The 23,783-nt window shown below is 58.3% G+C and carries 24 protein-coding genes; 15 read left to right on the top strand and 9 right to left on the bottom strand.

Annotated features, from left to right (window positions below; translation table 11 throughout):
• Positions 1 to 55 precede the first annotated feature (55 nt).
• Positions 56 to 1,684 carry a methyl-accepting chemotaxis protein gene (locus KI614_RS04685; protein WP_226408239.1) on the top strand — a complete coding sequence of 543 codons (1,629 nt, stop codon included), beginning with the start codon at positions 56 to 58 and terminating at the stop codon, positions 1,682 to 1,684.
• A 16-nt stretch (positions 1,685 to 1,700) separates the two neighbouring features.
• On the opposite strand, the gene KI614_RS04680 is transcribed toward KI614_RS04685, so the two are convergent.
• The 5 genes from KI614_RS04680 to KI614_RS04660 all read right to left on the bottom strand — a co-directional run bounded on the left by KI614_RS04680 (position 1,701) and on the right by KI614_RS04660 (position 8,132).
• Entirely contained in the window at positions 1,701 to 2,960 is a 1,260-nt protein-coding gene (locus KI614_RS04680) for a CaiB/BaiF CoA transferase family protein (RefSeq protein WP_413464175.1), read from the bottom strand.
• Positions 2,902 to 3,687, bottom strand: a complete 786-nt coding sequence (murI, locus tag KI614_RS04675; protein WP_226408235.1) for a glutamate racemase — start codon at positions 3,685 to 3,687, stop codon at positions 2,902 to 2,904. The genes KI614_RS04680 and murI overlap by 59 nt, the downstream gene beginning before the upstream one ends.
• Positions 3,688 to 3,810: 123 nt before the next feature.
• Positions 3,811 to 4,314: a hypothetical protein gene (locus KI614_RS04670; protein ID WP_226408233.1), complete on the bottom strand. Its 504-nt coding sequence runs from the start codon at positions 4,312 to 4,314 to the stop codon at positions 3,811 to 3,813.
• A gap of 96 nt (positions 4,315 to 4,410) precedes the next feature.
• Positions 4,411 to 5,652: an NADP-dependent isocitrate dehydrogenase gene (icd, locus tag KI614_RS04665; RefSeq protein ID WP_226408231.1), complete on the bottom strand. Its 1,242-nt coding sequence runs from the start codon at positions 5,650 to 5,652 to the stop codon at positions 4,411 to 4,413.
• 239 nt (positions 5,653 to 5,891) lie between these two features.
• Positions 5,892 to 8,132, bottom strand: a complete 2,241-nt coding sequence (locus KI614_RS04660; RefSeq protein WP_226408229.1) for an NADP-dependent isocitrate dehydrogenase — start codon at positions 8,130 to 8,132, stop codon at positions 5,892 to 5,894.
• Between the two features lie 218 nt (positions 8,133 to 8,350).
• Here KI614_RS04660 and aceK point away from each other — a divergent pair, with 218 nt between their 5' ends.
• The 5 genes from aceK to KI614_RS04635 all read left to right on the top strand — a co-directional run bounded on the left by aceK (position 8,351) and on the right by KI614_RS04635 (position 14,259).
• Positions 8,351 to 10,123, top strand: coding sequence for a bifunctional isocitrate dehydrogenase kinase/phosphatase (gene aceK, locus KI614_RS04655; protein WP_226409238.1), 1,773 nt, complete (start codon positions 8,351 to 8,353; stop codon positions 10,121 to 10,123).
• A gap of 66 nt (positions 10,124 to 10,189) precedes the next feature.
• Positions 10,190 to 11,317, top strand: a complete 1,128-nt coding sequence (locus tag KI614_RS04650; protein WP_226408226.1) for an NAD(P) transhydrogenase subunit alpha — start codon at positions 10,190 to 10,192, stop codon at positions 11,315 to 11,317.
• Positions 11,317 to 11,601, top strand: a complete 285-nt coding sequence (locus KI614_RS04645; protein ID WP_203469319.1) for an NAD(P) transhydrogenase subunit alpha — start codon at positions 11,317 to 11,319, stop codon at positions 11,599 to 11,601. Before KI614_RS04650 ends, KI614_RS04645 begins: the two co-directional genes overlap by 1 nt.
• Entirely contained in the window at positions 11,601 to 12,971 is a 1,371-nt protein-coding gene (locus tag KI614_RS04640; protein WP_226409235.1) for an NAD(P)(+) transhydrogenase (Re/Si-specific) subunit beta, read from the top strand. The genes KI614_RS04645 and KI614_RS04640 overlap by 1 nt, the downstream gene beginning before the upstream one ends.
• Positions 12,972 to 13,029: 58 nt before the next feature.
• The gene (locus tag KI614_RS04635; protein WP_226408224.1) at positions 13,030 to 14,259 is read left to right on the top strand and encodes a methyl-accepting chemotaxis protein; all 1,230 of its coding nucleotides are present in this window, start codon (positions 13,030 to 13,032) and stop codon (positions 14,257 to 14,259) included.
• Between the two features lie 47 nt (positions 14,260 to 14,306).
• Here the strand turns inward: KI614_RS04635 and dut are convergent, their stop codons facing one another.
• Both dut and coaBC read right to left on the bottom strand, forming a co-directional pair.
• Positions 14,307 to 14,756 (bottom strand): dUTP diphosphatase, encoded by a 450-nt coding sequence (gene dut, locus KI614_RS04630; protein WP_226408222.1) that lies wholly within the window; start codon positions 14,754 to 14,756, stop codon positions 14,307 to 14,309.
• Positions 14,756 to 15,946, bottom strand: coding sequence for a bifunctional phosphopantothenoylcysteine decarboxylase/phosphopantothenate--cysteine ligase CoaBC (coaBC, locus tag KI614_RS04625; protein ID WP_413464192.1), 1,191 nt, complete (start codon positions 15,944 to 15,946; stop codon positions 14,756 to 14,758). The genes dut and coaBC overlap by 1 nt, the downstream gene beginning before the upstream one ends.
• A 47-nt stretch (positions 15,947 to 15,993) precedes the next feature.
• Between coaBC and radC the strand changes: the two genes are divergently transcribed.
• From radC to rpmG, 3 genes are all read left to right on the top strand, one after another.
• Positions 15,994 to 16,674, top strand: a complete 681-nt coding sequence (gene radC / locus KI614_RS04620) for a RadC family protein (RefSeq protein ID WP_226408218.1) — start codon at positions 15,994 to 15,996, stop codon at positions 16,672 to 16,674.
• A gap of 84 nt (positions 16,675 to 16,758) precedes the next feature.
• Entirely contained in the window at positions 16,759 to 16,992 is a 234-nt protein-coding gene (gene rpmB / locus KI614_RS04615; RefSeq protein ID WP_226408216.1) for a 50S ribosomal protein L28, read from the top strand.
• Positions 16,993 to 17,011: 19 nt separating this feature from the next.
• Positions 17,012 to 17,179: a 50S ribosomal protein L33 gene (rpmG, locus tag KI614_RS04610; protein WP_066883653.1), complete on the top strand. Its 168-nt coding sequence runs from the start codon at positions 17,012 to 17,014 to the stop codon at positions 17,177 to 17,179.
• Between the two features lie 80 nt (positions 17,180 to 17,259).
• On the opposite strand, the gene KI614_RS04605 is transcribed toward rpmG, so the two are convergent.
• On the bottom strand, positions 17,260 to 17,754 hold the full coding sequence (locus tag KI614_RS04605) for a disulfide bond formation protein B (protein WP_226408215.1): 495 nt from the start codon (positions 17,752 to 17,754) through the stop codon (positions 17,260 to 17,262).
• Positions 17,755 to 17,876: 122 nt separating this feature from the next.
• On the opposite strand from KI614_RS04605, the gene KI614_RS04600 reads away from it, so the two are divergent.
• The 4 genes from KI614_RS04600 (at position 17,877) to KI614_RS04585 (ending at position 22,522) form a co-directional block, all read left to right on the top strand.
• Positions 17,877 to 18,581 carry a winged helix-turn-helix domain-containing protein gene (locus KI614_RS04600; protein WP_226408213.1) on the top strand — a complete coding sequence of 235 codons (705 nt, stop codon included), beginning with the start codon at positions 17,877 to 17,879 and terminating at the stop codon, positions 18,579 to 18,581.
• On the top strand, positions 18,568 to 20,004 hold the full coding sequence (locus KI614_RS04595; protein WP_226408211.1) for an ATP-binding protein: 1,437 nt from the start codon (positions 18,568 to 18,570) through the stop codon (positions 20,002 to 20,004). Before KI614_RS04600 ends, KI614_RS04595 begins: the two co-directional genes overlap by 14 nt.
• A gap of 255 nt (positions 20,005 to 20,259) precedes the next feature.
• Positions 20,260 to 20,439, top strand: coding sequence for a hypothetical protein (locus KI614_RS04590; protein WP_203468934.1), 180 nt, complete (start codon positions 20,260 to 20,262; stop codon positions 20,437 to 20,439).
• A gap of 196 nt (positions 20,440 to 20,635) precedes the next feature.
• Positions 20,636 to 22,522 carry a methyl-accepting chemotaxis protein gene (locus KI614_RS04585; protein WP_226408209.1) on the top strand — a complete coding sequence of 629 codons (1,887 nt, stop codon included), beginning with the start codon at positions 20,636 to 20,638 and terminating at the stop codon, positions 22,520 to 22,522.
• Positions 22,523 to 22,548: 26 nt separating this feature from the next.
• Here the strand turns inward: KI614_RS04585 and KI614_RS04580 are convergent, their stop codons facing one another.
• Positions 22,549 to 23,130 carry a sigma-70 family RNA polymerase sigma factor gene (locus tag KI614_RS04580; RefSeq protein ID WP_226408207.1) on the bottom strand — a complete coding sequence of 194 codons (582 nt, stop codon included), beginning with the start codon at positions 23,128 to 23,130 and terminating at the stop codon, positions 22,549 to 22,551.
• Positions 23,131 to 23,249: 119 nt separating this feature from the next.
• Here KI614_RS04580 and KI614_RS04575 point away from each other — a divergent pair, with 119 nt between their 5' ends.
• Complete coding sequence (locus KI614_RS04575; protein WP_226408206.1) at positions 23,250 to 23,429, top strand: zf-HC2 domain-containing protein; 180 nt, start codon at positions 23,250 to 23,252, stop codon at positions 23,427 to 23,429.
• A gap of 34 nt (positions 23,430 to 23,463) precedes the next feature.
• Positions 23,464 to 23,775, top strand: coding sequence for a hypothetical protein (locus tag KI614_RS04570; RefSeq protein WP_226408205.1), 312 nt, complete (start codon positions 23,464 to 23,466; stop codon positions 23,773 to 23,775).
• Positions 23,776 to 23,783: the final 8 nt, after the last annotated feature.

Here is a 23,783-nt window from a genome sequence, read left to right as displayed (position 1 = left end):
CAGCTTCGGGATGCTGCGGTCGACCATCCCTGAGGAACAAAATGAGGAGAGAACAATGTTCAAGTTTAGCCAAACCCGCATTTCAACGCGCATGCAATCGCTCATTGGGCTGGCTTTGCTCGGCCTGCTGGCACTTTGCCTGACCGCGCTGTTCCAGCTGAAGTCTGCGATGCTGGAAGACCGCAAGGAAAAAACCCGAAATCTGGTCGAAATCGGTCTCGGTGTACTTACCCATCACCAGAAGCTGGCCGCCAGCGGCAAGATGACTGACGACGAAGCCAAGAAAGCCGCCAAGGAAACCCTGCGCGGCATTCGCTATGGCAGCAACGATTACTACTTCATCGTAGACACCGACCACAACTACGTACTGCTCCCGCCCAAACCCGAAGGTGAAGGCCAGAATCGGGCAGACATGAAAGACGCCAACGGCAAGTTCCTGATCCAGGAAATCGTCAAGGCAGGCAAGACGGGTGGCGGTTTTGTCGATTACTGGTTCCCGCGAGCCGGCCAGCAGATCCCCGAACCGAAACTGTCTTACGCCAGCGTGTTCGCCCCGTGGAACTGGGTCATCGGCACCGGGATTTATATCGACGACATCGATCGTGAATACAAGGCAAATGCCCTGTTGCTCGGCGGCATTGCAGCCGGCCTGCTCGTTCTGCTCAGCCTGATCGGCTGGCAGGTCAGCAGCAGCATCCTGCGCCAACTCGGCGGAGAGCCGAAGGATGCAGCCGAAATCATGCAACGCGTCGCCAGCGGCGACCTGACCGCCCGACTCGATCATGCGCCAGCCGGCAGCCTGCTCAGCGCACTCGGCAACATGGTGGCTTCGCTGCGCCAGCTGGTCAATGAAATCAACAGTGACGCCAACCGCCTGGTGACCAATGCCGAACAGATCGCCAGCGCGTCCGATGATGTCGCACGTGCCGCCGAACACCAGGCAGACTCAACCTCCGCCATGGCGGCGGCGATCGAGGAACTGACCGTCAGTTCGAATCACATTTCCGACAGCGCCCGTGAAACCGCCCGCGAGACCAATGAAGCAGTTCAACTGGCCGACCAGGGCAGCGACCGGGTCCAGCGCGCCTCCGAAGCCATCCAGAAAATCTCCGGCACGGTCAGCAGCACCTCCGAACGCATCAAGGCGCTTGAGGAGCGCGCCAACCAGGTTTCCTCGATTGCCAACGTGATCAAGGACATTGCCGGACAAACCAATCTGCTGGCACTGAATGCCGCCATTGAAGCGGCGCGCGCCGGCGAGCAGGGGCGTGGTTTTGCGGTGGTTGCCGACGAAGTACGCAAGCTGGCTGAGCGCACCTCATCGGCCACGCTGGAAATCGAACAGATGATCAGCGGCATCCAGAACGACACGATCGGTGCCGTTTCGGCGATGAGCGCGGTCCTGCCGGAGGTTCAGGAAGGGGTCGATCTGGCGGGAGCGGCAGCAGAGTCGCTCAGGGCCATCGAGGAAGGTGCGCACCGGACGCTGGCTCGCGTTGGCGAAGTCGCCGATGCAACGCAGGAACAAAGTTCGGCCAGCACCTCGATCGCCCAGCGCGTCGAACAGATCGCCAATATGGTCGAAGAAACAACGACGACCATTCGCGGCACGGTCGAAACGGCTCACCAGCTTGAAGCCATCGCCAACAACCTCAAGCGACAGATCGAGAAGTTTTCAGTTTGACCGGCAACGGGGCGGCTCAGACCGCCCCGTTTTCTTTCAGGGCAGCAATCTCTTCCGGCGTGTAACCCAAGGCCGACAACACCTCGACGGTGTGCTCGCCCAAGGCCGGACCAATCCACTCGGTACCGCCCGGCGTCGCCGACAACTTGGGCACGATGCCCGGCATCTGGAATGGTTTGCCATCCGGCAAGGTGGCCTGGGCAAACATCTGGCGGGCGATGAATTGCGGGTCGGAAAACATGTCGACCGCGGAATAGACGCGCGACGATGGCACCTCGGCGGCAGCGAGAATCGCCAGCACATCTGCTTCATCATGGCCGGCGCACCAATCGTCGATCAGACCGTAAATTTCATCGCGCCGTGCATCCCGGCCGGCATTGTCGGCCAGCCCCGGATCGTTCGCCAGATCATCGCGCCCCATCGCTTTCATGAAGCGTTTGAAGATGGCATCGCCGTTGGCACCAATGGTGACGTGCTTGCCGTCGCGCGTGGTGTGCGTATTGGAAGGCGTGATGCCGGGCATGATGTTGCCGGTCCGTTCGCGGACGAAACCGAACACATCGAACTCGGGAACCATCGACTCCATCATCGCGAAAATGCCTTCGTAGAGCGCCACATCAACGACCTGGCCGGCACCGCCATTGACTTCCTTGTGGCGTAACGCCATCAGCGCCCCGATCGCGCCCCACAGCGCCGCAATCGAATCACCGATTGAAATGCCGGTACGCACCGGCGGCCGATCCGGAAATCCGGTGATATAACGCAGCCCGCCCATCGATTCGCCGACCGCACCGAATCCGGGTTGATCCTTGTACGGCCCGGTCTGGCCGAAGCCCGACAGACGCACCATGACCAGGCCTGGATTGAGCACCTTCAGCTCATCCCAGCCCAGCCCGAGTTTCTCAAGCACGCCGGGGCGGAAATTTTCGACCAGGATGTCGGCTTCGGCAATCAGCCTGCGGACGAATTCACGGCCTTCCGGATGTTTGAGGTTGGCGGTGACCGACTTCTTGTTGCGCGCCTGGACGTACCACCACAGCGACGTTCCCTCATGCAGCTTGCGCCACTGGCGCAGGGGATCGCCGCCCTCCGGCGCTTCAACCTTGATAACCTCGGCACCGAATTCGGCCATGATCCGGGTACAGAACGGCCCGGCAATCAGCGTACCAAGCTCGACGACCTTCAGGCCGGCCAGCGGTTTTTGTGTTTCGTTCAACTCACGGCTCCCAATGTTCAACGGGCAAATTCTCGCCCCACAAGCGGTTGACCGTGGCATTGACAGTCACCGGAGCGCCGCTCGTCGCGACCGCCAAACGGCCATGACCGCCGCCCAGCAAATGACCGGCCGAAAGCAGGCGTTCCAGCTGGCGGGCAACCGGTTCGCCGGTATCCAGCAGGCGAACACCAGGCGGCATGCGTCGGGCAATCGCCTCGGCCACCCAAGGGTAATGCGTGCAACCAAGTACCACCACATCGGCTTCGGCAGCCGCTAACGGCGCGACGAAAGCATCGAGCAAGCCGGCGACGACAGCGCTTTCCGGTCCTTCACTCTCGATGGCCTCGGCCAGGCCGGGGCAAGCCACCGGAATCACCTTGAGGTGCGCTGCGTGGTTGCCGACCAGACGCTGGAAACGCTCGCTGGCCAAAGTTCGGGTGGTGGCAAGAACACCGATCACCCCGCAGCGGGTTTGCCCAACGGCCGGTTTGACGCCCGGTTCAAGGGCAACAATCGGTAAATCTATGGCCGCCCGAATCGCTTCAGCTGCTGCTGCCGTGGCTGTATTACAGGCAATCACCAGCGCCTTGGCGCCACGCTTGGCCAAAGCCTCGGCAATCAATACGCCACGCTGCTTGAGAAAAGTTTCCGGTCGATCGCCGTAAGGCAGAAAACGGGTGTCGGCGAAATAGAAAAAGTCTTCCTGCGGCAGTCGACCGCGCAAGGCACGCAACACCGTCAGGCCGCCAAGGCCGGAATCGAAAACAGCAATCGGTTGAGTGTTCACGGGAACATCCAGGGCAAGAAGCGAGAGCGGATCATTTTTCGCGGTCGACCGGGGCAAGGAGGCAAGTTTACTCGGGAATCAAGCCGTCAGCCTGCTTCGTCATGCAAATTGCCGGGCGGGCGTTCAATCCGGCGTACGGAATTCATCCTCGATCCAGGCCCGCGCGCTGCTTGCACTGAGCTTGAAATCCGGACCGACACGAACTTCGGCCAGCAGTTCGCCGGCCGCATCCTGCGCGCCCAGCGTGGCGTAGGGATCATCTTCATCGGCAACAATGTCGAGTGTCACCAGAATTGGCCCGTTTTTGCTGTCGACCGTGACTTTCTTGTGCAACATCGCATGCAACTGATGCTCATGCCGACGCAGCACCTCGGAAGCGGTCTTGACCAGCGTCTGGAAAGACGGCGGATCGAGCGGCTTGGGATTTTTCTTGTCCCGCCCCATGGTCCACGGCCCGACCAGCGCCGGCTCGGACTCACCTTCCTTGATCATCTCGACGGCCCAGCCTTCATCATCTTCATTCTTGATGACGCGCGCCGTCCAGCCGTTGCTGCGCCACAGGCGTGGCTCATTGATCTCTTCGGGCAGCTCGCCCTCACCTGTCTCGTTGATTTCGCTCACTGTCATACCTTGCTTTGCTTCCTGCCGCCGGGCCGGCACATGTTGAGCCCGGAAAAACAGAAGCCCCCAAGCGGGGGCTTCGAGTCGCCGAAAAGCGGCCAATTACATGCGTTCGATCATCGCATCGCCAAACTCGGAGCACGACAACTCATCGGCACCATCCATCAAGCGGGCAAAGTCGTAGGTCACTTTCTTGTCGCCGATTGTCGCTTCCATCGCCTTGATGACCCGATTGGCCGCCTCTTTCCAGCCGAGGTGCCGCAGCATCATTTCTGCCGAAAGAATCAGCGACCCCGGATTGACCTTGTCCAGCCCGGCATACTTCGGCGCGGTGCCGTGCGTTGCTTCAAAACAGGCGTACTGGTCGGAAATATTGGCGCCGGGTGCAATGCCGATACCGCCAACCTGGGCAGCCAGCGCATCGGAAATGTAGTCGCCGTTCAGGTTGGTCGTCGCGATCACATCGTACTCGGCCGGGCGCAGCAGGATCTGCTGCAGGAAGGCGTCGGCAATCGAATCCTTGACCGTCACTTCACGACCGGTGTTTGGATTGGTGAAATGGCACCACGGGCCACCATCGATCAACTCGGCACCAAACTCCTCCTTGGCCACCTGGTAGGCGATGTCACGGAACAGACCTTCCGTGAATTTCATGATGTTGCCCTTGTGCACGATGGTCAGCGACTTGCGGTCGTTGGCAATGACGTACTTGAGCGCGGCACGCACCAGGCGAGTCGTCCCTTCAACCGAAATCGGCTTGATGCCGATACCGGAGCTAGCCGGGAAACGGATTTTCTTGACGCCCATTTCATCCTGCAGGAACTTGATGACCTTCCTGGCCTGTTCCGAATCGGCCGCCCACTCGACGCCGGCATAAATATCTTCGGTGTTCTCGCGGAAGATGACCATATTGGTCAGTTCCGGGTGCTTGAGCGGCGATGGTACGCCCTTGAAATACTGAACCGGGCGGACGCACTGGTAGAGGTCGAGCTCCTGGCGCAGCGCCACATTGAGCGAGCGGATACCGCCGCCGACCGGCGTCGTCATCGGCCCCTTGATCGAGACGGCATACTCCTTCAGCGCATCGAAGGTTTCCTTGGGAAACCACTCGTCCGGACCGTACAAACGCGTCGATTTTTCACCGGCGAAAACCTCCATCCAGTGAATTTTCCTTTCACCGCCATAAGCCTTGTCGACCGCAGCATCGATCACCTTGATCATGACCGGCGTGATATCGATACCGATACCGTCACCCTCGATGAAGGGAATGATCGGATTGTTCGGAACCGGCTGGCCGGGAACGATTTTCTGGCCACCTTGCGGAATCTTGATGTGCGATGTCATATCCACTCCATGTCTGTTTGTGATCGGACAATTTGAATTTGCCTCGCCGGCCCTTTCCAGGCGGCGTCCGGCATCCGACAGTGGCGGCAATTATGCGACAGAAAACGGGACACTGTCAGGCAATTCTCCCGTTTTGAAGCGCTGGCCGCGCTTCGTATCCGTTTCTGAAGACGAAAAAAAACGAAGGCCGTAAAGGCCTCCGTTTCTGGTTTTGGGCAAGTCCGCAGACCGCCCGGCAATCAACCGGCGCGTGCTGCCTTCAGTGCCGCGTTGAGCGTCGGGCTCGGACGCATCACAGCCTTGCACTTCTCCGGATCAGCCTTGTAGTAGCCACCGATATCGACTGGCTTGCCTTGCACCGTCTTCATTTCGGCCACGATCTGACCTTCGTTGTCGGACAGGGTCTTGGCCAGCTTGGCAAAGTGAGCTGCCAGTTCCTTGTCTTCGGTCTGGGCAGCCAGCTCCTGCGCCCAGAACATGGCGAGGTAGAACTGCGAACCACGATTGTCGAGCTCACCGGTTTTCGGCGACGGCGACTTGTTGTTGTCGAGCAGCTTGCCGGTAGCAGCATCCAGGGTCTTGGCCAGCAGTTTGGCGCGGGCGTTGTTTTCCTTGATGCCCAGCTCTTCCAGCGAAACAGCCAGGGCCAGGAATTCGCCGAGCGAATCCCAGCGCAGGTGGTTTTCCTGGGTCAGCTGTTGCACGTGCTTCGGGGCCGAGCCGCCGGCACCGGTTTCGTACATGCCGCCGCCGTTCATCAGCGGGACGATCGACAGCATCTTGGCCGAGGTGCCCAGTTCCATGATTGGGAACAGGTCGGTCAGGTAATCACGCAGGATGTTGCCGGTCACCGAGATGGTATCCAGACCGCGGGCGACGCGCTCAAGCGTGTAGCGCATGGCGCGGACCTGCGACATGATCTGGATGTCGAGACCGTTGGTATCGTGATCCTTGAGGTACTTCTGGACCTTCTTGATCAGCTCGTTTTCGTGCGGACGATAGGCGTCCAGCCAGAAGATGGCCGGCATGCCGGACTGGCGGGCGCGGGTAACGGCCAGCTTGACCCAGTCGCGAATCGGCGCATCCTTGACCTGGCACATGCGCCAGATATCGCCAGCTTCGACGTTTTGCGTCAGCAGCACTTCGCCGGTCGCGTTATCGACGATGTTGGCAATGCCGTCTTCGGCGATTTCGAAGGTCTTGTCGTGTGAGCCGTATTCTTCGGCCTGTTGGGCCATCAGACCGACGTTCGGCACGGTGCCCATGGTCTTCGGATCGAAGTTGCCATGCCACTTCACGAAATTGATCATTTCCTGATAGATACGGGCAAAGGTCGATTCCGGCATGACGCACTTGCTGTCGTACGTTTTGCCATCGGCGCCCCACATCTTGCCGCCCTGACGGATCATCGCCGGCATCGACGCGTCGACGATGATGTCGTTCGGCGAGTGGAAGTTGGTAATGCCCTTGGCCGAGTCGACCATGGCCAGACGCGGACGGTGTTCCTGGCAAGCGTGCAGGTCGCGGATGATCTCATCACGCTTGGATTCCGGCAGGTTCTTGATCTTGTCGTAGAGATCGACCATGCCGTTATTGACGTTGATGCCCAGTTCGTCGAAGGTCTTGCCGTGCTTCTCGAAAGCATCCTTGTAGTAGATCTTGACGCAGTGACCGAAAACGATCGGATGCGAGACCTTCATCATCGTTGCCTTGACGTGCAGCGAGAAAAGGATGCCGGACTCGCGGCAGTCTTCCAGCTGGGCTTCGTAGAAGTCGCACAGCGCCTTCTTGCTCATGAACATCGAGTCGATGATCTCGCCTTCGAGCAGCGACAGCTTCGGCTTCAGCACGGTGGTCTTGCCGCCCTTGGCGATCAGTTCCATGCGCACTTCACGCGCCTTGTCGAGGGTCAGCGACTTTTCGCCGTGGTAGAAGTCACCGTGTTCCATGTGGGAAACGTGGGTCTGCGACCATTGTTTCCATTCGCCCATCGAGTGCGGGCGCTTCTTGGCGTAATTCTTGACGGCACCCGGCGCGCGGCGGTCGGAGTTACCTTCGCGCAGCACCGGATTGACGGCGGAGCCAAGACACTTGCCGAAACGGGCCTTGAGCGCCTTTTCTTCGTCGGTATTGGCTGCTTCCGGGTAATCAGGAACCGCGTAGCCCTTTTCCTGCAGCTCCTTGACACAAGCCTTGAGCTGGGCGACGGAGGCCGAAATGTTGGGCAGCTTGATGATATTGGTGTCCGGCAACAGACATTTCTTGCCCAGTTCGCCCAGCGTATTGGGCATTTTCTGGTCATCCTTGAGGAATTCGGAGAATTCGGCCAGGACGCGGGCGGAAACGGAGATATCAGCCTTTTCAACTTCGATGCCGGCCGGGCCGGTGAAGGTGCGGATGATCGGCAGGAATGCGCAGGTAGCCAGCAGCGGCGCCTCGTCCGTAAGTGTGTAAATGATCTTCGACTTCCCAGCTGCCATGCTACCCCCTCAAAAGAAATTGAAAAAAGCCGGCGGACTTTACGCTTCACGCCTTGCGCCATACTTACAAAATCATCAGCAGCCCGTATCGGCAAAGCCGTTTAGAACAGCCGGATAATGTAATTATGGATTACTCGCAATTATCGGTGATTTGCCGTCATAACGGTAGCCGCATAAGGCAAATGCTAGAATCCGAAGCCTATTTCGGAGCGATGACGATGAAGATTTCGGTCGGCCTCTACGGCACGAATGCCCACCAGATCGCCTTGGCCTTGATTCAGGGCTTCAATAAGCATTACACGCTGTTTCGCGCCACCAGCCGGGAAGCCAAAACCCGCTTCGAAAATGCGGACTGGCTGGCCGTCCACACCGCGGTCAAGGAGCGCATCCGGTTTTATGAGGATCGTGTCGATGAGTGCGTCGAGCGGCTGCACCGTGATTTCGATGCCAGCCAGATCGACCAGCCGACCTGGCAACAAATCAAATTGCTTTATATCGGGCTGCTGCTCAACCACAAACAGCCCGAACTGGCGGAAACCTTCTTCAATTCAGTCACGACGAAGATTCTCCATCGCCATTACTTTCACAACGATTTCATTTTCGTGCGTCCCACCGTGTCGACCGAGAATATCGAAGCGGATGGCCCGCCGACCTACCGCAGCTATTACGCCAGGGAAGATGGCTTGCGCGGCACGATCCGCCACATCGTCGCAGACTTTGACTGGCTGCGTCCATTTGCCGATCTTGAGCGCGATGTCGACCACGTTTACCACGCAACTCGCCGTTTTTTGAAAGGCATGCCGCAGCGCGAGGTAAATTTCCAGATACAAGTGCTGGCCTCGGCTTTTTATCGCAACAAGGCGGCCTACATCATCGGCAAAGCCATCAACGGTCCAGTTGAATACCCGTTTGCAATCGCCGTCCTGCACGATGAAAACGGACAGCTCCATCTCGACACCGTGCTGCTCGATGCCTGGCGCATCGGCTTGCTGTTTTCGCTGTCTCGCGCCTATTTCATGGTCGACATGGAAGTTCCGTCGGGCTACGTCCAGTTTCTGCGTTCTATCCTGCCCAACAAGCCACGCTCCGAGATTTACATCATGCTGGGCCTCGGCAAGCAGGGGAAAACCATGTTTTTTCGCGACTTCATTTATCACCTGCATCACTCGGAAGACAAATTCATCATGGCTCCCGGCATCCGGGGTCTGGTCATGCTGGTTTTCACGCTGCCCTCCTACCCTTACGTATTCAAGTTGATCAAGGATGTTTTCGGCAGCTCGAAAAACATGGACCGGGCAACGGTCAAAAAGAAATTCATGATGGTCAAGCAAGTCGACCGCGTCGGTCGGATGGCCGACACACTGGAATTTTCCAACGTGATGTTCCCGCGCGACCGCTTCGCCCAGGAAGTACTCAACGAACTGGAAACCCTGGCGCCGGACTGCTACGAGATAGACGGCGACCAGTTGATCATCAAGCACCTTTATATTGAACGTCGGATGGAACCGCTCAACATCCACCTCGACCGGATGGAGCGCAGCAACAACCTTGACGGACTGGAGCATGCCATCAAGGAATACGGCAGCGCCATCCGCGAAATGGCGCTGGCCAACATCTTCCCCGGCGACATGCTGTGGAAGAACTTCGGCGTCACGCGCTACGGCCGCGTCGTGTTCTACGACTACGATGAAATCGAGTACATGACTGACTGCAATTTCCGGAAAATTCCGCCCGCGCCGGACTATGAAACCGAAATGTCAGGCGAGGTCTGGTATCCAGTCGCCAGGAACGATGTCTTTCCGGAGGAGTTCAGCACCTTCCTGCTTGCCTCGCCGGTGCTGCGAAAAATTTTTCGCAAACATCATGCTGACCTCCTGACGCCGACTTTCTGGCAAACTGCACAGCAAAAAATTCGCCAAGGGCATGTTGAAGACTTTTTCCCCTACCCTGAGGAAATTCGTTTTCGTCATGGCAAGCCCGATGCGAGCTAAGTACGACCGTTTTACCTACTAATCAAATAACAAGGGCATCAAGCCCACCTCTCTGGAGAAACAGCCATGCCGTTAACCATTGCGGTTGCGCGGGAGCGCGCGCCCGGCGAACACCGGGTCGCCCTCGTCCCCGAAACCGCCAAGAAATTTGCCGCGCTCGGCGCCAACCTGCGCATGGAGCAAAGCGCCGGCACCGACAGCCACCTGCTCGACCCCGACTACACCGACGTCAGCATGGTGAACGGCATTGCCGAAGCCTATGGCACGGCACAACTGATTTTGCGCGTTACGCCACCGTCGACCGAGGAAATCAACGCCATGCCCGAAGGAGCGGTGCTGATCGGCCTGCTCAAGCCGTTCGAGGACAAGGCCCGGCTGGCTGCCCTCAACGCCCGGAAAATCACCGCTTTCGCACTTGAACTCCTGCCACGCATTTCGCGCGCCCAAAGCATGGATGCGCTGTCCTCGCAAGGCTCCTGCGCCGGCTACCAGTGCGGACTGATCGCCGCTGCCCGGTGCACCAAGTTTTTCCCGATGCTGACCACCGCCGCCGGCACCATCCGCCCGGCTCGCGTACTCGTCATCGGCGCCGGGGTGGCCGGTTTACAGGCGATTGCCACCTGCAAGCGTCTTGGCGCCATGGTTGAAGCCTACGATGTGCGCGCCGCCGCCAAGGAGCAAATCGAGTCGCTCGGTGCCAAGTTCGTGGATACCGGAGTCTCGGCCGATGGCGCCGGTGGCTACGCCCGGGAACTGACTCCGGAAGAAAAAGCGGCACAGGCGGAAAAACTGGCCAAGGCCGTTGCCATGTCGGATGTCGTCATCACGACCGCCGCGATTCCCGGCAAGAAAGCGCCGGTGATTATCACGGTCGACATGATCAAACGCATGAAATACGGGGCGATCATCGTCGACATGGCCGCCGAATCGGGCGGCAATTGCGCGCTGACCCAGCCGGGCGAACATGTCGTTGCCAATGATGTGAATATCCATGGCCCGCTCAATCTGCCGTCACGCATGCCGACGCATGCTTCCGAGCTGTACGCCAAAAACCTCTACAACTTCCTCTCGCCGTGGATCAAGGACGGCAACCTCCAGTTCGACTGGAGCGATGAAGTGGTGGCCGGCACCTTATTGTGCAAGGACGGTGCAACGGTGCACGCCACCGTGAAACAGGTTTTGGGAGACGCATGATGGACGGTTTGCTCGCTTTATACATTTTCATGCTCGCGGCTTTCACCGGCTACGAGATCATCGCCAAGGTACCGGTCATCCTGCACACACCGCTGATGTCCGGCTCCAACTTCATTCACGGCGTCGTCGTGGTCGGCGCAATGATCGCGCTCGGCTCGGCCGAAACGGTTGTCGAACAAGCCATCGGCTTCTTCGCCGTCGCCCTCGGCGCAGCCAATGCAGCCGGCGGCTACGTCGTTACTGAACGCATGCTGGCCATGTTCAAGAAAAAGGAAGGTGCATGATGAACTTGCCCGCCTACGTTCAAGGAGCCTGGTTCCTCGGTGCACTGCTCTTCATTCTCGGCCTCAAGGGCATGAGCTCTCCGGCCAGCGCCCGCAAGGGGATCGTCTGGGCCGGTTACGGCATGCTGATTGCGATTGCCGGCACCTTCCTCATCCCCGGCCTGAAAAACATCGCCTTGATGGCATTGGCGCTGGTCATTGGCTCTGCTGCTGCCTGGATCTCGGGCAAGCGGGTCAAGATGACCGACATGCCGCAGATGGTTGCCATTTATAACGGCATGGGTGGCGGTGCCGCTGCCGCCATCGCGGCGATCGAATTCGCCCGTGGCGAGACGCACAGCCTGGTCACGATCATCCTTGCCGTGATCGGCGCATTGATCGGCGCAGTGTCCTTTACCGGCTCCTGCGTTGCCTGGGCAAAACTGCAAGGCGTACTCAAGAAAGCCTACCGGCTGCCGGCACAAAACGCGGTCAACGTCGTTCTGGCCAGCATTTCCGTTGCGCTGGGCATCGCCATGGTCATGTTGGCGCCGGCCAATCCCGAGCTGATTTACGGCTTTTTCATCGTCGCACTGGTCCTTGGCCTGATCGTCACCCTGCCAATCGGCGGTGCCGACATGCCGGTCGTGATTTCCCTGTTCAACGCCTTTACCGGCCTGGCAGTCGGCTTTGAAGGCTATGTCCTGGGCAATCCGGCCCTGATCATCGCCGGCATCGTGGTCGGGGCGGCCGGAACGCTACTCACCCAGTTGATGGCCAAGGCGATGAATCGTCCGATTTCCAACATCCTGTTCACCCCGATGGTGGCCAGCGGTGGCGGCGAAGCGATTGCCGGAACGATGAAGGAAGTCGGCGCGATCGATGCCGCCGCCATGATGCGCTACGCCAGCAAGGTAATCATCGTGCCGGGCTATGGCATGGCGGTCGCCCACGCCCAGCACAAGGTCTGGGAAATGACCTCGATTCTGGAGGAAGCCGGGGTCGAAGTGAAATTTGCCATCCATCCAGTCGCCGGCCGCATGCCGGGCCACATGAACGTACTGCTGGCCGAAGCCGGCGTGCCTTACGACAAGATTTTCGACCTTGAGGAAATCAACGGTGAATTTGGTCAGGCTGACGTTGCATTGATCATCGGCGCCAACGATGTGGTCAATCCGAGTGCGCGCACCGACAAATCAAGTCCAATTTACGGCATGCCGATCCTGAATGCCGACCAGGCCCAAAATGTCATCGTGATCAAGCGCGGCAAGGGTACCGGTTACTCCGGTGTCGAAAATGCCTTGTTTTATACCGACAACTGCCGGATGCTCTATGGCGATGCGCAGCCAATGGCTGGCGAAATCATCCAGCACCTCAAAACAATGGGCTAAAAATAAGCGATAGCCGCCTTACAATGGCGGCCTATCGGCTGCTTTCGGAAAACAACGAATGAAACGAATCGACGACCTGCTGATCTGGATTGCAACAGCACTCTGCCTGGTGATCTGGGGATGGTCACAAACTGGCGGCAGCGTTTCGCCCCATTTGTTTCTCCTCGTTGCGGCGACGCTGGCTGGCGCAGTCCTGCTTTCTTTCGGGGAGCGCAAGCGCTGGAAGACAAAACAGCAAAGATACATTGCCGAACTCGACAAGGTCATGTCGGAATATCACACGCTATCAAGCGATGCGATGGCCCATGCCGAAATGCAGTTCTCCTCGCTCGAAAGAGAAATGGTCGATGCGCAGGAAATCATCCGGGCTTCGGTCAACAAACTTTCCGGCAGCCTGACCGGTCTGGAATCGCAATCATCCGACCAGCGCCAGATTCTGCGCTCGCTGATCGATGAAATGCTGCAGATGACAGGCTCCGAGAATAGCCATATTCAGGAACAAGCCGGGCTGCAGCGCTTTTTCGACGAAACCAACGCACTGATCGGCGAATTCGTCCGCAAGATGGTTCAACTCCGGACAACCAGCCTGGGCATTGCCAGCAGCTTCGAGCAAATGCAGAACCAGGTCTCGCTGATCAACACGATGCTCAACGATGTGGCCGGGATTACCAAACAGACCGACCTGCTGGCGCTCAATGCGGCCATCGAAGCAGCCCGAGCCGGAGAAGCCGGCCGCGGTTTTGCCGTCGTAGCCGATGAAGTCCGCAATCTTGCCGCCCGAACCGGCGATTTCAATACCGACATTCGCAAGGCGCTGGCAGACATTCTCGGTTCGCTGCACGATGTAGGCACGCAGATTACCGAAGCCAGCCAGATGGACATGAGCATCGCCGACAAATCCCAAGCCATGTTGCGTGATCTTGGCAATGAATTGATGGAATTGACCGGCAAGGCTCGCGAACACTCCCAGCACATCACCGAAGTCACCGAACAAATGCATCACCTGACCCAGGAAGGGGTAATGGCCATGCAGTTCGAGGACATCGTCACCCAGATGATGTCCCGTATCAGCCAGCGCACCCTGAATGTCGGCGAGTACATGCACGCCTTCCTCAGCCTGCACGATGACCAGAACCAGACGGATGGACTGCAACGTTTTCGTACGCGCAGCCAGCGCCTGGTTGAGCTGCTGGTCAACTCGCACGTCAAAACCGATGCCATTCGTTCGGGAGGCGGTTCTGCTGCGACTTCCGGCGGCAGCAACGATGGCGATATCGAACTTTTCTAGACGTAAAAAAAGCGCCTGAACGGCGCTTTTTCGGCCACGGTCGAATTTCAGGACTTTCCGGTACTGCCAAAGCCACCCTCTCCGCGCTTGCTGGCATCGAACTCATCGACGATATTGAAGCCAACCTGCAGGACAGGGACAACCACCAGCTGGGCAATACGATCGAGCGGATTGAGCGTGAATGCATCGCTGCCGCGATTCCACATCGAAACCATCAATTCCCCCTGGTAATCGCTGTCGATCAGCCCCACCAGATTCCCCAGCACGATACCGTGTTTATGGCCCAAGCCCGAACGCGGCAGAATCATCGCTGCCAGGCCCGGATCAGCCAGATGAATGGCCATCCCGGTACGCACCAGGATCGTTTGCCCTGGAACGATTTCAAGCGGTGCGTCAAGGCAGGCTCGCAGGTCGAGGCCGGCAGAACCCGGCGTGGCGTATTGCGGCGGGTTGTCGCGCAAACGATCATCGAGAATTTTTACATCGATACGGTGCATCAGTTATTTCCTGTCAAATGAGCAATATGTTGGATCAACTGGCGGGCCAGCACTGACTTGGGGGCCGGAGCCAGAGGATGAACCCCGGCATCATCGAACAAAACCAGCCGATTGTCGTCACCACCAAAACCATCCTGAATCAGATTGCCGGCAATCAGCGGAATCTTCTTCTTGCGCCGCTTGGTCTGGGCGTACTCCTCCAGATTGCGACTTTCCGCTGCGAAGCCAACGCAGAACGGGCCATCCGGCAAAGCTGCCACTTCCGCCAGGATGTCCGGATTCTCGATCAGTTCGATCGGCGGAATTCCGCCGCTATCCTTCTTGAGCTTGTGCTCGGCCGAGTTAGCCACGCGATAATCAGCAACCGCCGCCACGGCAATAAAGATATCGGCCTTACCGGCATGCGCCATGACTGCCCGATGCATATCGAGCGCACTCCGCACATTGATGCGGTCGACACCCTGTGGAGCGGCAAAACCAACCGGTCCCGAAACCAAGGTCACCTCAGCGCCCGCCTGGCGTGCAGCACGGGCAAGTGCATATCCCATGCGTCCGGAAGACAGATTGGTAATGCCGCGCACTGGATCGATGGCCTCAAAAGTCGGCCCGGCGGTCAGCAGAACCTTTTTCCCGGCCAGCACCTTTGCAGCAAAGAAGGCGATCATCGACTCGACAATCTCTTCAGGCTCCATCATTCGGCCCGCACCGACCTCGCCACACGCCTGCTCGCCACTGTCCGGACCAAGAATGCTCACCCCGTCGGCCAATAGTTGGGCCACATTGCGCCGGGTTGCCGGGTTTTCCCACATCTGGCGGTTCATCGCCGGCGCAACCAGCAACGGGCAATCACGGGCCAGGACCATGGTGGCCAGCAGGTCGTCGGCCTGCCCTTGCACAGCACGGGCCAGAAAATCGGCCGACGCCGGGGCCACAAGAATGCAGTCAGCCTGGCGCGACAAATCAATATGCGCCATCGCATTCGGCATCCGCGCATCCCATTGATCCGTAAAGACCGGTTTGCCTGAAAGCGCCTGGAAGGTCGTCGGCGTTACGAAATGCGTGGCGCCTTCCGTCATCGCCACCTGAACATCAGCGCCTTGTTTACGTAAAAGACGAACCAGTTCGGCGGCCTTGTAGGCGGCAATCCCGCCGGTCACACCGAGAACGATACTTTTTCCCTGTAATTCCATTGTCATTAACACTAGAATGATAGCTTGACCATTCTACTGGAATTAGCATGGCAATCACCGATTGGCCGGCCGGCGAACGCCCACGGGAGCGCCTGCTTTCGCATGGCCCCGAAGCTCTGTCGGATGCGGAATTGCTGGCTATCTATTTGCGGGTTGGCGTCCGCGGCAAAAGTGCCGTCGATCTGGCGCGTGATTTGCTGCTGCGTTTTGACGGCAATCTGAATGCGCTGGCCGAAGCAACGCCTGCGCAACTATCCAGTGTCTCCGGCATCGGAATCGCCAAGGCCGTCCAGCTCAAGGCGAGCTTCGAACTGACCCGGCGGGCGCTCACGCAGGAAATGGTCAGACGGGACAGCTTTTCATCGCCAAGCCAGGTTCGCGACTGGTTACGACTGAAACTGGCCAACCGGCAGCACGAGGTTTTCATGGCGCTCTGGCTCGATGCACAAAATCGTCTACTAAAAGCCGACGAATTATTTACCGGCAGCCTGACGCAAACCAGCGTCTATCCACGCGAAGTGGTCAAGACTGCCCTCGCCCACAATGCGGCAGCCGTCATTCTGGCGCACAACCATCCATCGGGCGTTGCCGAGCCATCGAGAGCCGACGAATTACTCACCAAAAACCTCAAAGACGCCCTTGCCATGGTCGATGTGAAACTTCTTGACCACTTCATCGTGGCCGGAAATCAGACCCCGATTTCATTCGCCGAACGTGGACTTATCTAACAATACGCAAAAATAGCTTGAAACAAACAGGGTTTATTCGTTAAAATCGCGGGCTTTCTTCTAGCGAATTCTGGAGCACCAATCATGGCGCGAGTCTGCCAAGTAACGGGAAAAGCCCCGATGGTTGGGAACAAGGTTTCCCACGCCAACAATAGAACGAAACGCCGCTTCCTGCCGAATCTGCAGTATCGTCGTTTCTGGGTCGAATCTGAAAACCGCTTCGTGCGCCTGCGTGTATCCAACGCCGGCCTGCGTGTGATCGACAAGAACGGTATCGACTCCGTCCTCGCCGACCTGCGCGCACGCGGCGAAGTTTGATTAAGGAAGGATAAATAAAATGGCTAAAGGCGGTCGCGAAAAGATCAAGCTTGAATCCACGGCAGGTACCGGTCACTTCTACACCACTTCCAAGAACAAGCGTACTACGCCTGAAAAACTGGAAATGATGAAGTATGACCCGAAGGCCCGCAAGCACGTTGCTTACAAGGAAGTGAAGCTGAAGTAATCAGCCTCCCTCCAGCTTTCGACAAACCCGCCTCTGGCGGGTTTTGTTTTTTCTAGCTGGGGAAAACTCACCGCATTCGCTCAGCGCCACTTCCGACGCAACAGAATGACGGCGTAGGCAGCGATCCCGGCAAAGACAAAGAATGACCAGTTAGCCATCGAAAGCCCGAGGAATACCCATTCCTTGCTGGTGCAGAAACCGGTTGCCAGGAAAAGAGAAGGCCACTGCATGCCGAGCATATCGACCAGGCGCTCAAGCAAAGTGGGATCGGTAAAACCGCACTCGGTCGCCAGCTCGGGAAAAGCCTGCATCCAGCTTTGCTGTGCAGCCACCCCGGCCCCCAGCAGGGCAGACCCGGCAACCAGCACAAGCCAGACGGGGTGAGCGGCGGGCAAGATGAAACCGAGCAATGCCAGCACACCAATCACCAGGTACAGCAAACGCTGGAAGATGCACATCGGGCATGGCGACAGACGCAACAAGGCCTGTAATTGCATGCCGAAAGCGACCAGACCGAAACAGCCCAGCGACAATGTCGCAAACCATGCGCGCAAGGGAACTTTTGAAAAAATCATGCGAAGTGTCCAGATTGAAATCGAGTCCGGGCATTCTAAGGCAAGCCACTGAAAAACAGGCTACCCAGCAGGTCGACCGCGACAAAGTGGACCGGCAGCCCGCGCCTCGTTAAGATTGGCACATGAATACACGCATCCTTCTCGTCGAAGACGACGAACGCCTGGCCGAGCTGACTGCCGAATACCTGACCAAGAACGACCTGCAAGTCAGCATCGAGCCACGCGGCGACACTGCCGAAGCCCGCATCCTGAACGAACAGCCGGATCTGGTCATCCTTGATGTCATGCTTCCCGGCAAGGATGGTTTCGAAGTATGCCGCGCCGTACGCCCGCATTACCGCGGCGTCATTCTCATGCTGACCGCGCGCGACGAAGATTTCGACCAGATTCTCGGCCTTGAAATGGGCGCTGACGACTACATTGCGAAGCCGGTCCAGCCACGCGTCCTGCTCGCCCGCATCAAGGCGCTGCTGCGCCGGCTGCCGACCCCGGCCGAAGGCGGCAGCACAGATGCCGAGCAGATGGTCTTCGGGCAATTCAGAATCAGCCAGGCGACCCGCACCGCGGCACTGAGCGGTGAAACAATCGATCTGACGACGGCAGAATTCGACCTGCTCTGGCTGCTTGCCTCACATGCCGGCAACGTGCTGTCGCGCGACGACTTGCTGCAGGAACTTCGCGGCATCGGGTTTGACGGCCTCGATCGTTCGATCGATGCCCGCATTTCCCGTCTGCGCAAAAAGCTCAATGACGACCCGGAAAACCCGACCCGGATCAAGACCGTGCGTGGCAAGGGCTATCTATTTAGCAAGCATGACTGGAACTGACCTCCCCAGCCGGACAAAGGGCGAGAAAGAACACAACCAGGGCCTGGCCCGCTCGCTCTTCCGCGTCACCCTGCCACGCTGGCGCGGCGGCCGCTACAGCCTGTCGAAGCTGTTTTTCAATTTCTACCTGCTGGCGATGGGTTCGTTCGTCGCCATCGCCTTCACTGCCGACTTTGTCATCTCGACCGCCCAGCGCGGCATTACCGATGACTACGCACGTCGCTTCATGCGCGGCACGATCACCCTGATTGAAGATGAACTGTTTCGCCAGCCACGCAGCACCTGGCCGCGCAAGATTCGCGAACTGGACGAAAAATTCTCCTACAAGCTCGGCATTGTTGAACGCATCAGTCTCGACCGGACACTGACGCCGACACAAGTCGACAAGCTTGATGCCGGAGATATCGCGATCGACCACGACGGCGACATCATGTACCACCGCCTCGGCACCAGCAGCCAGGTTCTGGTCGTCGGCCCGCTGGCCTCGAACCGCAACCCGGAACTGAAAGACAGATTGCCGCTCGAATTGCGCCTGCGCCTACTCACCTGGAGCTTGACCGGGCTGATTTTCGGTATTGCACTGTGGTTCTGGGTACGCCCCGTCTGGCGCGATCTCGAAGCGCTGCGCCAAACGGCACGCGACCTCGGAGACGGCAACTTCGAAGCACGCTCCCCGGCGGCTCGCAGCCAACTGTTCGCACCGCTCTCCGACACCATGAACAATATGGCCGAGCGCGTCCAGCAACTGCTGGCCACCCATCGCGAACTCGCCTGCGGAATTTCGCACGAACTGCGCACCCCGATTGCACGCATGCGCTTTGCGCTCGAAATGCTGACCGAAACGGATGAACTGGCCGAACGCGAACGCCTGTGGGCGATGATGGAAGGCGATCTCGAAGAGCTCGACCACCTGATCGATACCAGCCTGACCTATGCCCGCTTCGAGCGCGAAGCCCCCGAACCGCACTTCTCCAGCGTTCAGTTTGCCAGCTGGCTGGTGGCGGAAGTCGATGCCGTTCGCCTGCTCGGCCGCAACCTCGATATCACGGTCGACACCTCGGAATTGCCGGAAAAGCTTTGCGTCGACCTCGACCGGAAGGCCATGCCCTATGCACTGCGCAATCTGCTGCGCAATGCCTTCAAGTACGCCAGCAAGGAAATCCGGGTCAGCACGGAAATACTGGCCGAGCAAATCCTCATCCACGTCGATGATGACGGGATTGGCATTCCGCCCGAAGAACGCGAGCACATATTCTCCGCCTTCACACGACTCGATCGCTCGCGCGACCGCTCAACCGGTGGTTACGGCCTGGGTCTGGCGATCACTCGCCGCGTCCTTGAACTGCATGGCGGAACAGCCATCGCCGGCGCTTCGCCACAAGGCGGCGCACGTTTCACCCTGAGCTGGAAAGCCTGTCAGTAACGGCCTTGGCAGCCGTTACAAAGCGTCACAGACGATCATTGGCTGTTACCTCCAGCCCACGCTTGCGCAACAGACAGCTTGACCATGCATCTCTAGAATGCGATGCATGGATCAACAGCAAGCCCGTAAAGAGGAGAAACTCAAAATGACCGAAACGAATATCAAGCAATTTCTTGCCGCTGCCCGCAGCTACTTCTTTGAACTGATGCCGACCCAGCCGATGTTGGCCAGCATCCCGACCCGGTCAATCCGCTAATGGCTTTTGCCGACAACCTGCCGATCAATGAAAGCCTGGGTGTTTTCATTGGTGTCGCCGGTTTTGACTGGCTCGCCGAAGGTCAGGCCGAACCACTCAAAGCCATTGCTGCCGCAGTCGCCACAGGTGCCGTCATTGTTGCAACCCGCCACTGGCTGAAGAAACGCCGTCGCGACTGAAGGAACCGATTTACCCTCCTCTCGAAACTCCCCCGTTCGAGAAACTCCCTGTTACCCCGCCCTTGAGGCGGGGTTTTTTTTGCTCAAATATTGCAAGCAGCAATAATGTATCAACAGTATCAAAAGTGGGTGATAATCCAATAACAATATGCCCAGCTACCGGGCAACCCAATCAAACCTCATGGGGAGACACACCATGTTTCGCTCCTTGCAATCTCGCTTGCTGGCCTTTTTGATGGTACTGCTCGTCGGTACCGTGCTATCGCTTGGTATGCTGTTTTATCAACAACTTCGCGGTCTACTGCTTGAAGACATCGAAAATGAAGCGCGTAGTTCGAGTAATGGCTACGCCTTTGCCGTTAGCGAATGGCTGGCAACGCGTTCAGCAATGATCGCTTCACTGCGCCCGGTTGTCGGACGCAACGATGCCCCGGAAATCTTTGCCCGTTATGCCGAGGCAGGCGGATTCGACCTGGTCTATGCCGGCTCGCCCGACAAGCGCATGGTGTTTTCCAAGCCGCAGAACGTCCCGGCCGGCTATGACCCGACGCAGCGGCCGTGGTACCAGGGCGCTGAAAAAATCGGACCCCAGTCGATCTTTGTTTCCAAACCTTATGTCGATGCCTTTACCGGTAGCCTGATTCTTTCCCTTGCCGCAGTCGTCCAGGAAGATGGCAAGACCAAGGGCGTTGTGGCCAATGACATGTCGATTGCCCAGGTCGCCAAGGAAATCCTCTCGGTGCGTCTGCCTGGTGAAGGATATGCCTACATCCTGCACAAGGATGGGACAGTGCTGGTGCACCCGAACAAGGATGCGATTCTCAAGCCAGTATCGAGCATTGCCCCGGAACTGACCCCGGAGCGCCAGGCCAAGGCAGTGGAAGAAGGCAAGCTGTTCAGCATCACGCGGGAAGGTGAAGAACGCTTCCAGTTCCTCACCCCCGTCAAGAACAGCGACTGGGTGCTCGGCGTTTCGCTGTCGAAAAAAATTGTGCTTGAGCCGCTCAACCGCCTGCTTGTCACGCTGGCCGGTGCGCTGCTTGTCGTCGTTGCGGTTGCCGCATTGCTGGCGGGCACGATCACCAGCCGGATGCTCTCCGGCTTGCGCCAGATTCGCGACCGGATGCAAGACATTGCCAAGGGCGGCGGCGACCTGACGGTTCGTCTGCAGATCGACAGCAAGGATGAAATCGGCGAAACGGCCAGCGCCTTCAACCGCTTCCTTGAACAACTCGGCCAGATGTTCGCCTCCTTCCGCACCGAAGCCAACAGCCTGGCCGAAGGTGTGCAGCGGCTCAATCAAGTCATCGACACGATTGCCAATGAATCGATGCACCTTTCCGAAACCGCCAGCGCCAATGCCGCTTCGATCGAGCAGATTACCGTCGCTGTGTCGCACATCGCCGACAATGCCGAAGATGTGGATCGCATGATGCGCGACACAGGCAGCCTGTCACGCGCCAGTGTTGCGGAAATCGCAGCGGTATCGACGGATGCCGAACGCTCGGTCTCCCAGGTTGAAGAAATGTCGAGCATCCTGCACAGCCTGGATTCCCGCTCGCAGGAAATTCACGGCATCGTCAATGTGATCAAGGGCATCGCCGACCAGACCAATCTGCTGGCGCTGAATGCGGCCATCGAAGCGGCACGGGCCGGGGAACAGGGCCGTGGCTTTGCCGTGGTGGCCGACGAGGTACGCAAGCTGGCCGAAGGCACGGCCAAGGCCACCGTGGAGATTGCCGGGATGATCGATGCCGTCCGCAACGAGACATCGCAAGCCGGCAAGACAATGACGGCCACCGTGGAAACCGTTCGCCGCGGCGTCGACATGTCGCGCGAAGCAGCCAGCCGGATCACCGAAATCGAGCAAAAAATCCACGAGGCCGTCGAGCGGGTCGGCGATATTGCCTTGTCGACCAATGAGCAGCGCGGCGCAACGACAGCCATGGCGCAGACCACCGAGCACATCAACAACCGGGTCATGGCCGAAGATGAAGCGATCCAGATCGCCCGCCAGGAGCTGGCCCAACTGGCGCGTACCGCAGGCGACACGCGCCAGCTACTGGCCGGCTTCCGGCTTTAAGGCAGCACCATTCGGTGAGGCTGCCCTCAGGCAGCTTCACCGAACCAGTTAACCCCCAGACAGGCACGCAGCGCGAGCCGTGCGCGGTGCAGCTGAACCCAGCAGTTACTGTTGGTGATGCCCAGCGTCTGGCAGATTTCGTCGGTATCGAAGCCCATCACCTCACGCATCGTGAAAATACGGGCACTGGCTTCCGGCAAGCGATACAGGCACGTCTCGAAAACTTCCCAGAAGCGCTTGTTTTCCATCGACTGATCCGGCGTAGCCCAGCTTGATGGACGCGTATCTTCGGCCCAATGTTCGCGATCATCGAAATAGGCATTCAAATCGCTGTCGTTTTCGGCGTCGACCATGACATCGTCGCGCCCGCGCTGGCGCAGGGTGTCGACAATCTTGTTTTTCAGGATGGCCAGCACCCAGGTGCGCAGCGATGCTTTTGAAGCAAATTTCTCACGCCCCTGAAATGCTGCGGTCAACGCCTCCTGCACCGCATCTTCTGCCTGCGCCTTATTGCGCAGCTGAAGGTCGGCAAAACGGACCATGTCACGACGCAGGCTGCCGAGAAACTCCGGGTCGAGCAAAGGGTCTGTTTTTGGGTCTGTTTTCATTTCGAGGGACAGCCATGAAGAGGTGGCCGATAATACTGTAAAAATATTTGTAAGGTTTTTGGCATCGCTCCGACTAATCGAACAGGCACCCCGCCTGCGTTGCACCCACAGGAACAGAAATGATCAGTTGCAAGGAAGCAACCCGTCTGGCGTCACTACAACTCGAACGCAAACTCAGCCTCTGGGAACGCATTCAGTTTCGGTTTCATCTGGCGTATTGCGCAAGCTGTCGACTGACCGAAAAACAATTTCAGTTCCTGCGCAAGGCAACGGGAGCCTGGATCAATCATCAGGATTGATCCACCTCACCCTCGACCACAACGGAGATAAATCATGAAAACCAAGCCAATCCTTTCCCTCGCCATCGGCTCCGCCTTTGCCGCCGCCACCCTGAGCCCGCTTGCTCACGCCGCAGACAATCCGTTCGGCGCAACCCGACTGGAGGCTGGCTACCAACTGGCCCAGGCTGACACCAAAGGCAAGGATGGCAAGTGTGGCGAAGCCAAGTGCGGCGCGGACAAGAAAGCGGCTGAAAAGAAAAAAGACGGCAAGTGCGGTGAAGCGAAATGTGGTGCCGACAAAAAAGCCGACAAGAAGAAGGATGGCAAGTGCGGCGAAGCCAAGTGCGGGGCTGACAAGAAGTAATTGCAGCA

Origin of the sequence: Dechloromonas denitrificans (assembly GCF_020510665.1) — a bacterium.
GTDB classification, from domain to species: domain Bacteria; phylum Pseudomonadota; class Gammaproteobacteria; order Burkholderiales; family Rhodocyclaceae; genus Azonexus; species Azonexus denitrificans_B.
Note: the sequence above shows the minus strand (reverse complement) of the source record. Positions and strands in the feature narration are given on the sequence as shown.

Bases quoted from the DNA above. Each gene is read 5' to 3' on its own strand.
- KI614_RS04685 (WP_226408239.1), top strand. From the start codon at position 56: ATGTTCAAGTTTAGCCAAACCCGCATTTCAACGCGCATGCAATCGCTC.
- KI614_RS04680 (WP_413464175.1), bottom strand. From the start codon at position 2,960: ATGCCACGGTCAACCGCTTGTGGGGCGAGAATTTGCCCGTTGAACATT.
- KI614_RS04670 (WP_226408233.1), bottom strand. From the start codon at position 4,314: ATGACAGTGAGCGAAATCAACGAGACAGGTGAGGGCGAGCTGCCCGAA.
- icd (WP_226408231.1), bottom strand. From the start codon at position 5,652: ATGACATCGCACATCAAGATTCCGCAAGGTGGCCAGAAAATCGTTCCC.
- KI614_RS04660 (WP_226408229.1), bottom strand. From the start codon at position 8,132: ATGGCAGCTGGGAAGTCGAAGATCATTTACACACTTACGGACGAGGCG.
- aceK (WP_226409238.1), top strand. From the start codon at position 8,351: ATGAAGATTTCGGTCGGCCTCTACGGCACGAATGCCCACCAGATCGCC.
- KI614_RS04650 (WP_226408226.1), top strand. From the start codon at position 10,190: ATGCCGTTAACCATTGCGGTTGCGCGGGAGCGCGCGCCCGGCGAACAC.
- KI614_RS04645 (WP_203469319.1), top strand. From the start codon at position 11,317: ATGGACGGTTTGCTCGCTTTATACATTTTCATGCTCGCGGCTTTCACC.
- KI614_RS04640 (WP_226409235.1), top strand. From the start codon at position 11,601: ATGAACTTGCCCGCCTACGTTCAAGGAGCCTGGTTCCTCGGTGCACTG.
- KI614_RS04635 (WP_226408224.1), top strand. From the start codon at position 13,030: ATGAAACGAATCGACGACCTGCTGATCTGGATTGCAACAGCACTCTGC.
- dut (WP_226408222.1), bottom strand. From the start codon at position 14,756: ATGCACCGTATCGATGTAAAAATTCTCGATGATCGTTTGCGCGACAAC.
- coaBC (WP_413464192.1), bottom strand. From the start codon at position 15,946: ATGGAATTACAGGGAAAAAGTATCGTTCTCGGTGTGACCGGCGGGATT.
- radC (WP_226408218.1), top strand. From the start codon at position 15,994: ATGGCAATCACCGATTGGCCGGCCGGCGAACGCCCACGGGAGCGCCTG.
- rpmB (WP_226408216.1), top strand. From the start codon at position 16,759: ATGGCGCGAGTCTGCCAAGTAACGGGAAAAGCCCCGATGGTTGGGAAC.
- rpmG (WP_066883653.1), top strand. From the start codon at position 17,012: ATGGCTAAAGGCGGTCGCGAAAAGATCAAGCTTGAATCCACGGCAGGT.
- KI614_RS04605 (WP_226408215.1), bottom strand. From the start codon at position 17,754: ATGATTTTTTCAAAAGTTCCCTTGCGCGCATGGTTTGCGACATTGTCG.
- KI614_RS04600 (WP_226408213.1), top strand. From the start codon at position 17,877: ATGAATACACGCATCCTTCTCGTCGAAGACGACGAACGCCTGGCCGAG.
- KI614_RS04595 (WP_226408211.1), top strand. From the start codon at position 18,568: ATGACTGGAACTGACCTCCCCAGCCGGACAAAGGGCGAGAAAGAACAC.
- KI614_RS04590 (WP_203468934.1), top strand. From the start codon at position 20,260: ATGGCTTTTGCCGACAACCTGCCGATCAATGAAAGCCTGGGTGTTTTC.
- KI614_RS04585 (WP_226408209.1), top strand. From the start codon at position 20,636: ATGTTTCGCTCCTTGCAATCTCGCTTGCTGGCCTTTTTGATGGTACTG.
- KI614_RS04580 (WP_226408207.1), bottom strand. From the start codon at position 23,130: ATGAAAACAGACCCAAAAACAGACCCTTTGCTCGACCCGGAGTTTCTC.
- KI614_RS04575 (WP_226408206.1), top strand. From the start codon at position 23,250: ATGATCAGTTGCAAGGAAGCAACCCGTCTGGCGTCACTACAACTCGAA.
- KI614_RS04570 (WP_226408205.1), top strand. From the start codon at position 23,464: ATGAAAACCAAGCCAATCCTTTCCCTCGCCATCGGCTCCGCCTTTGCC.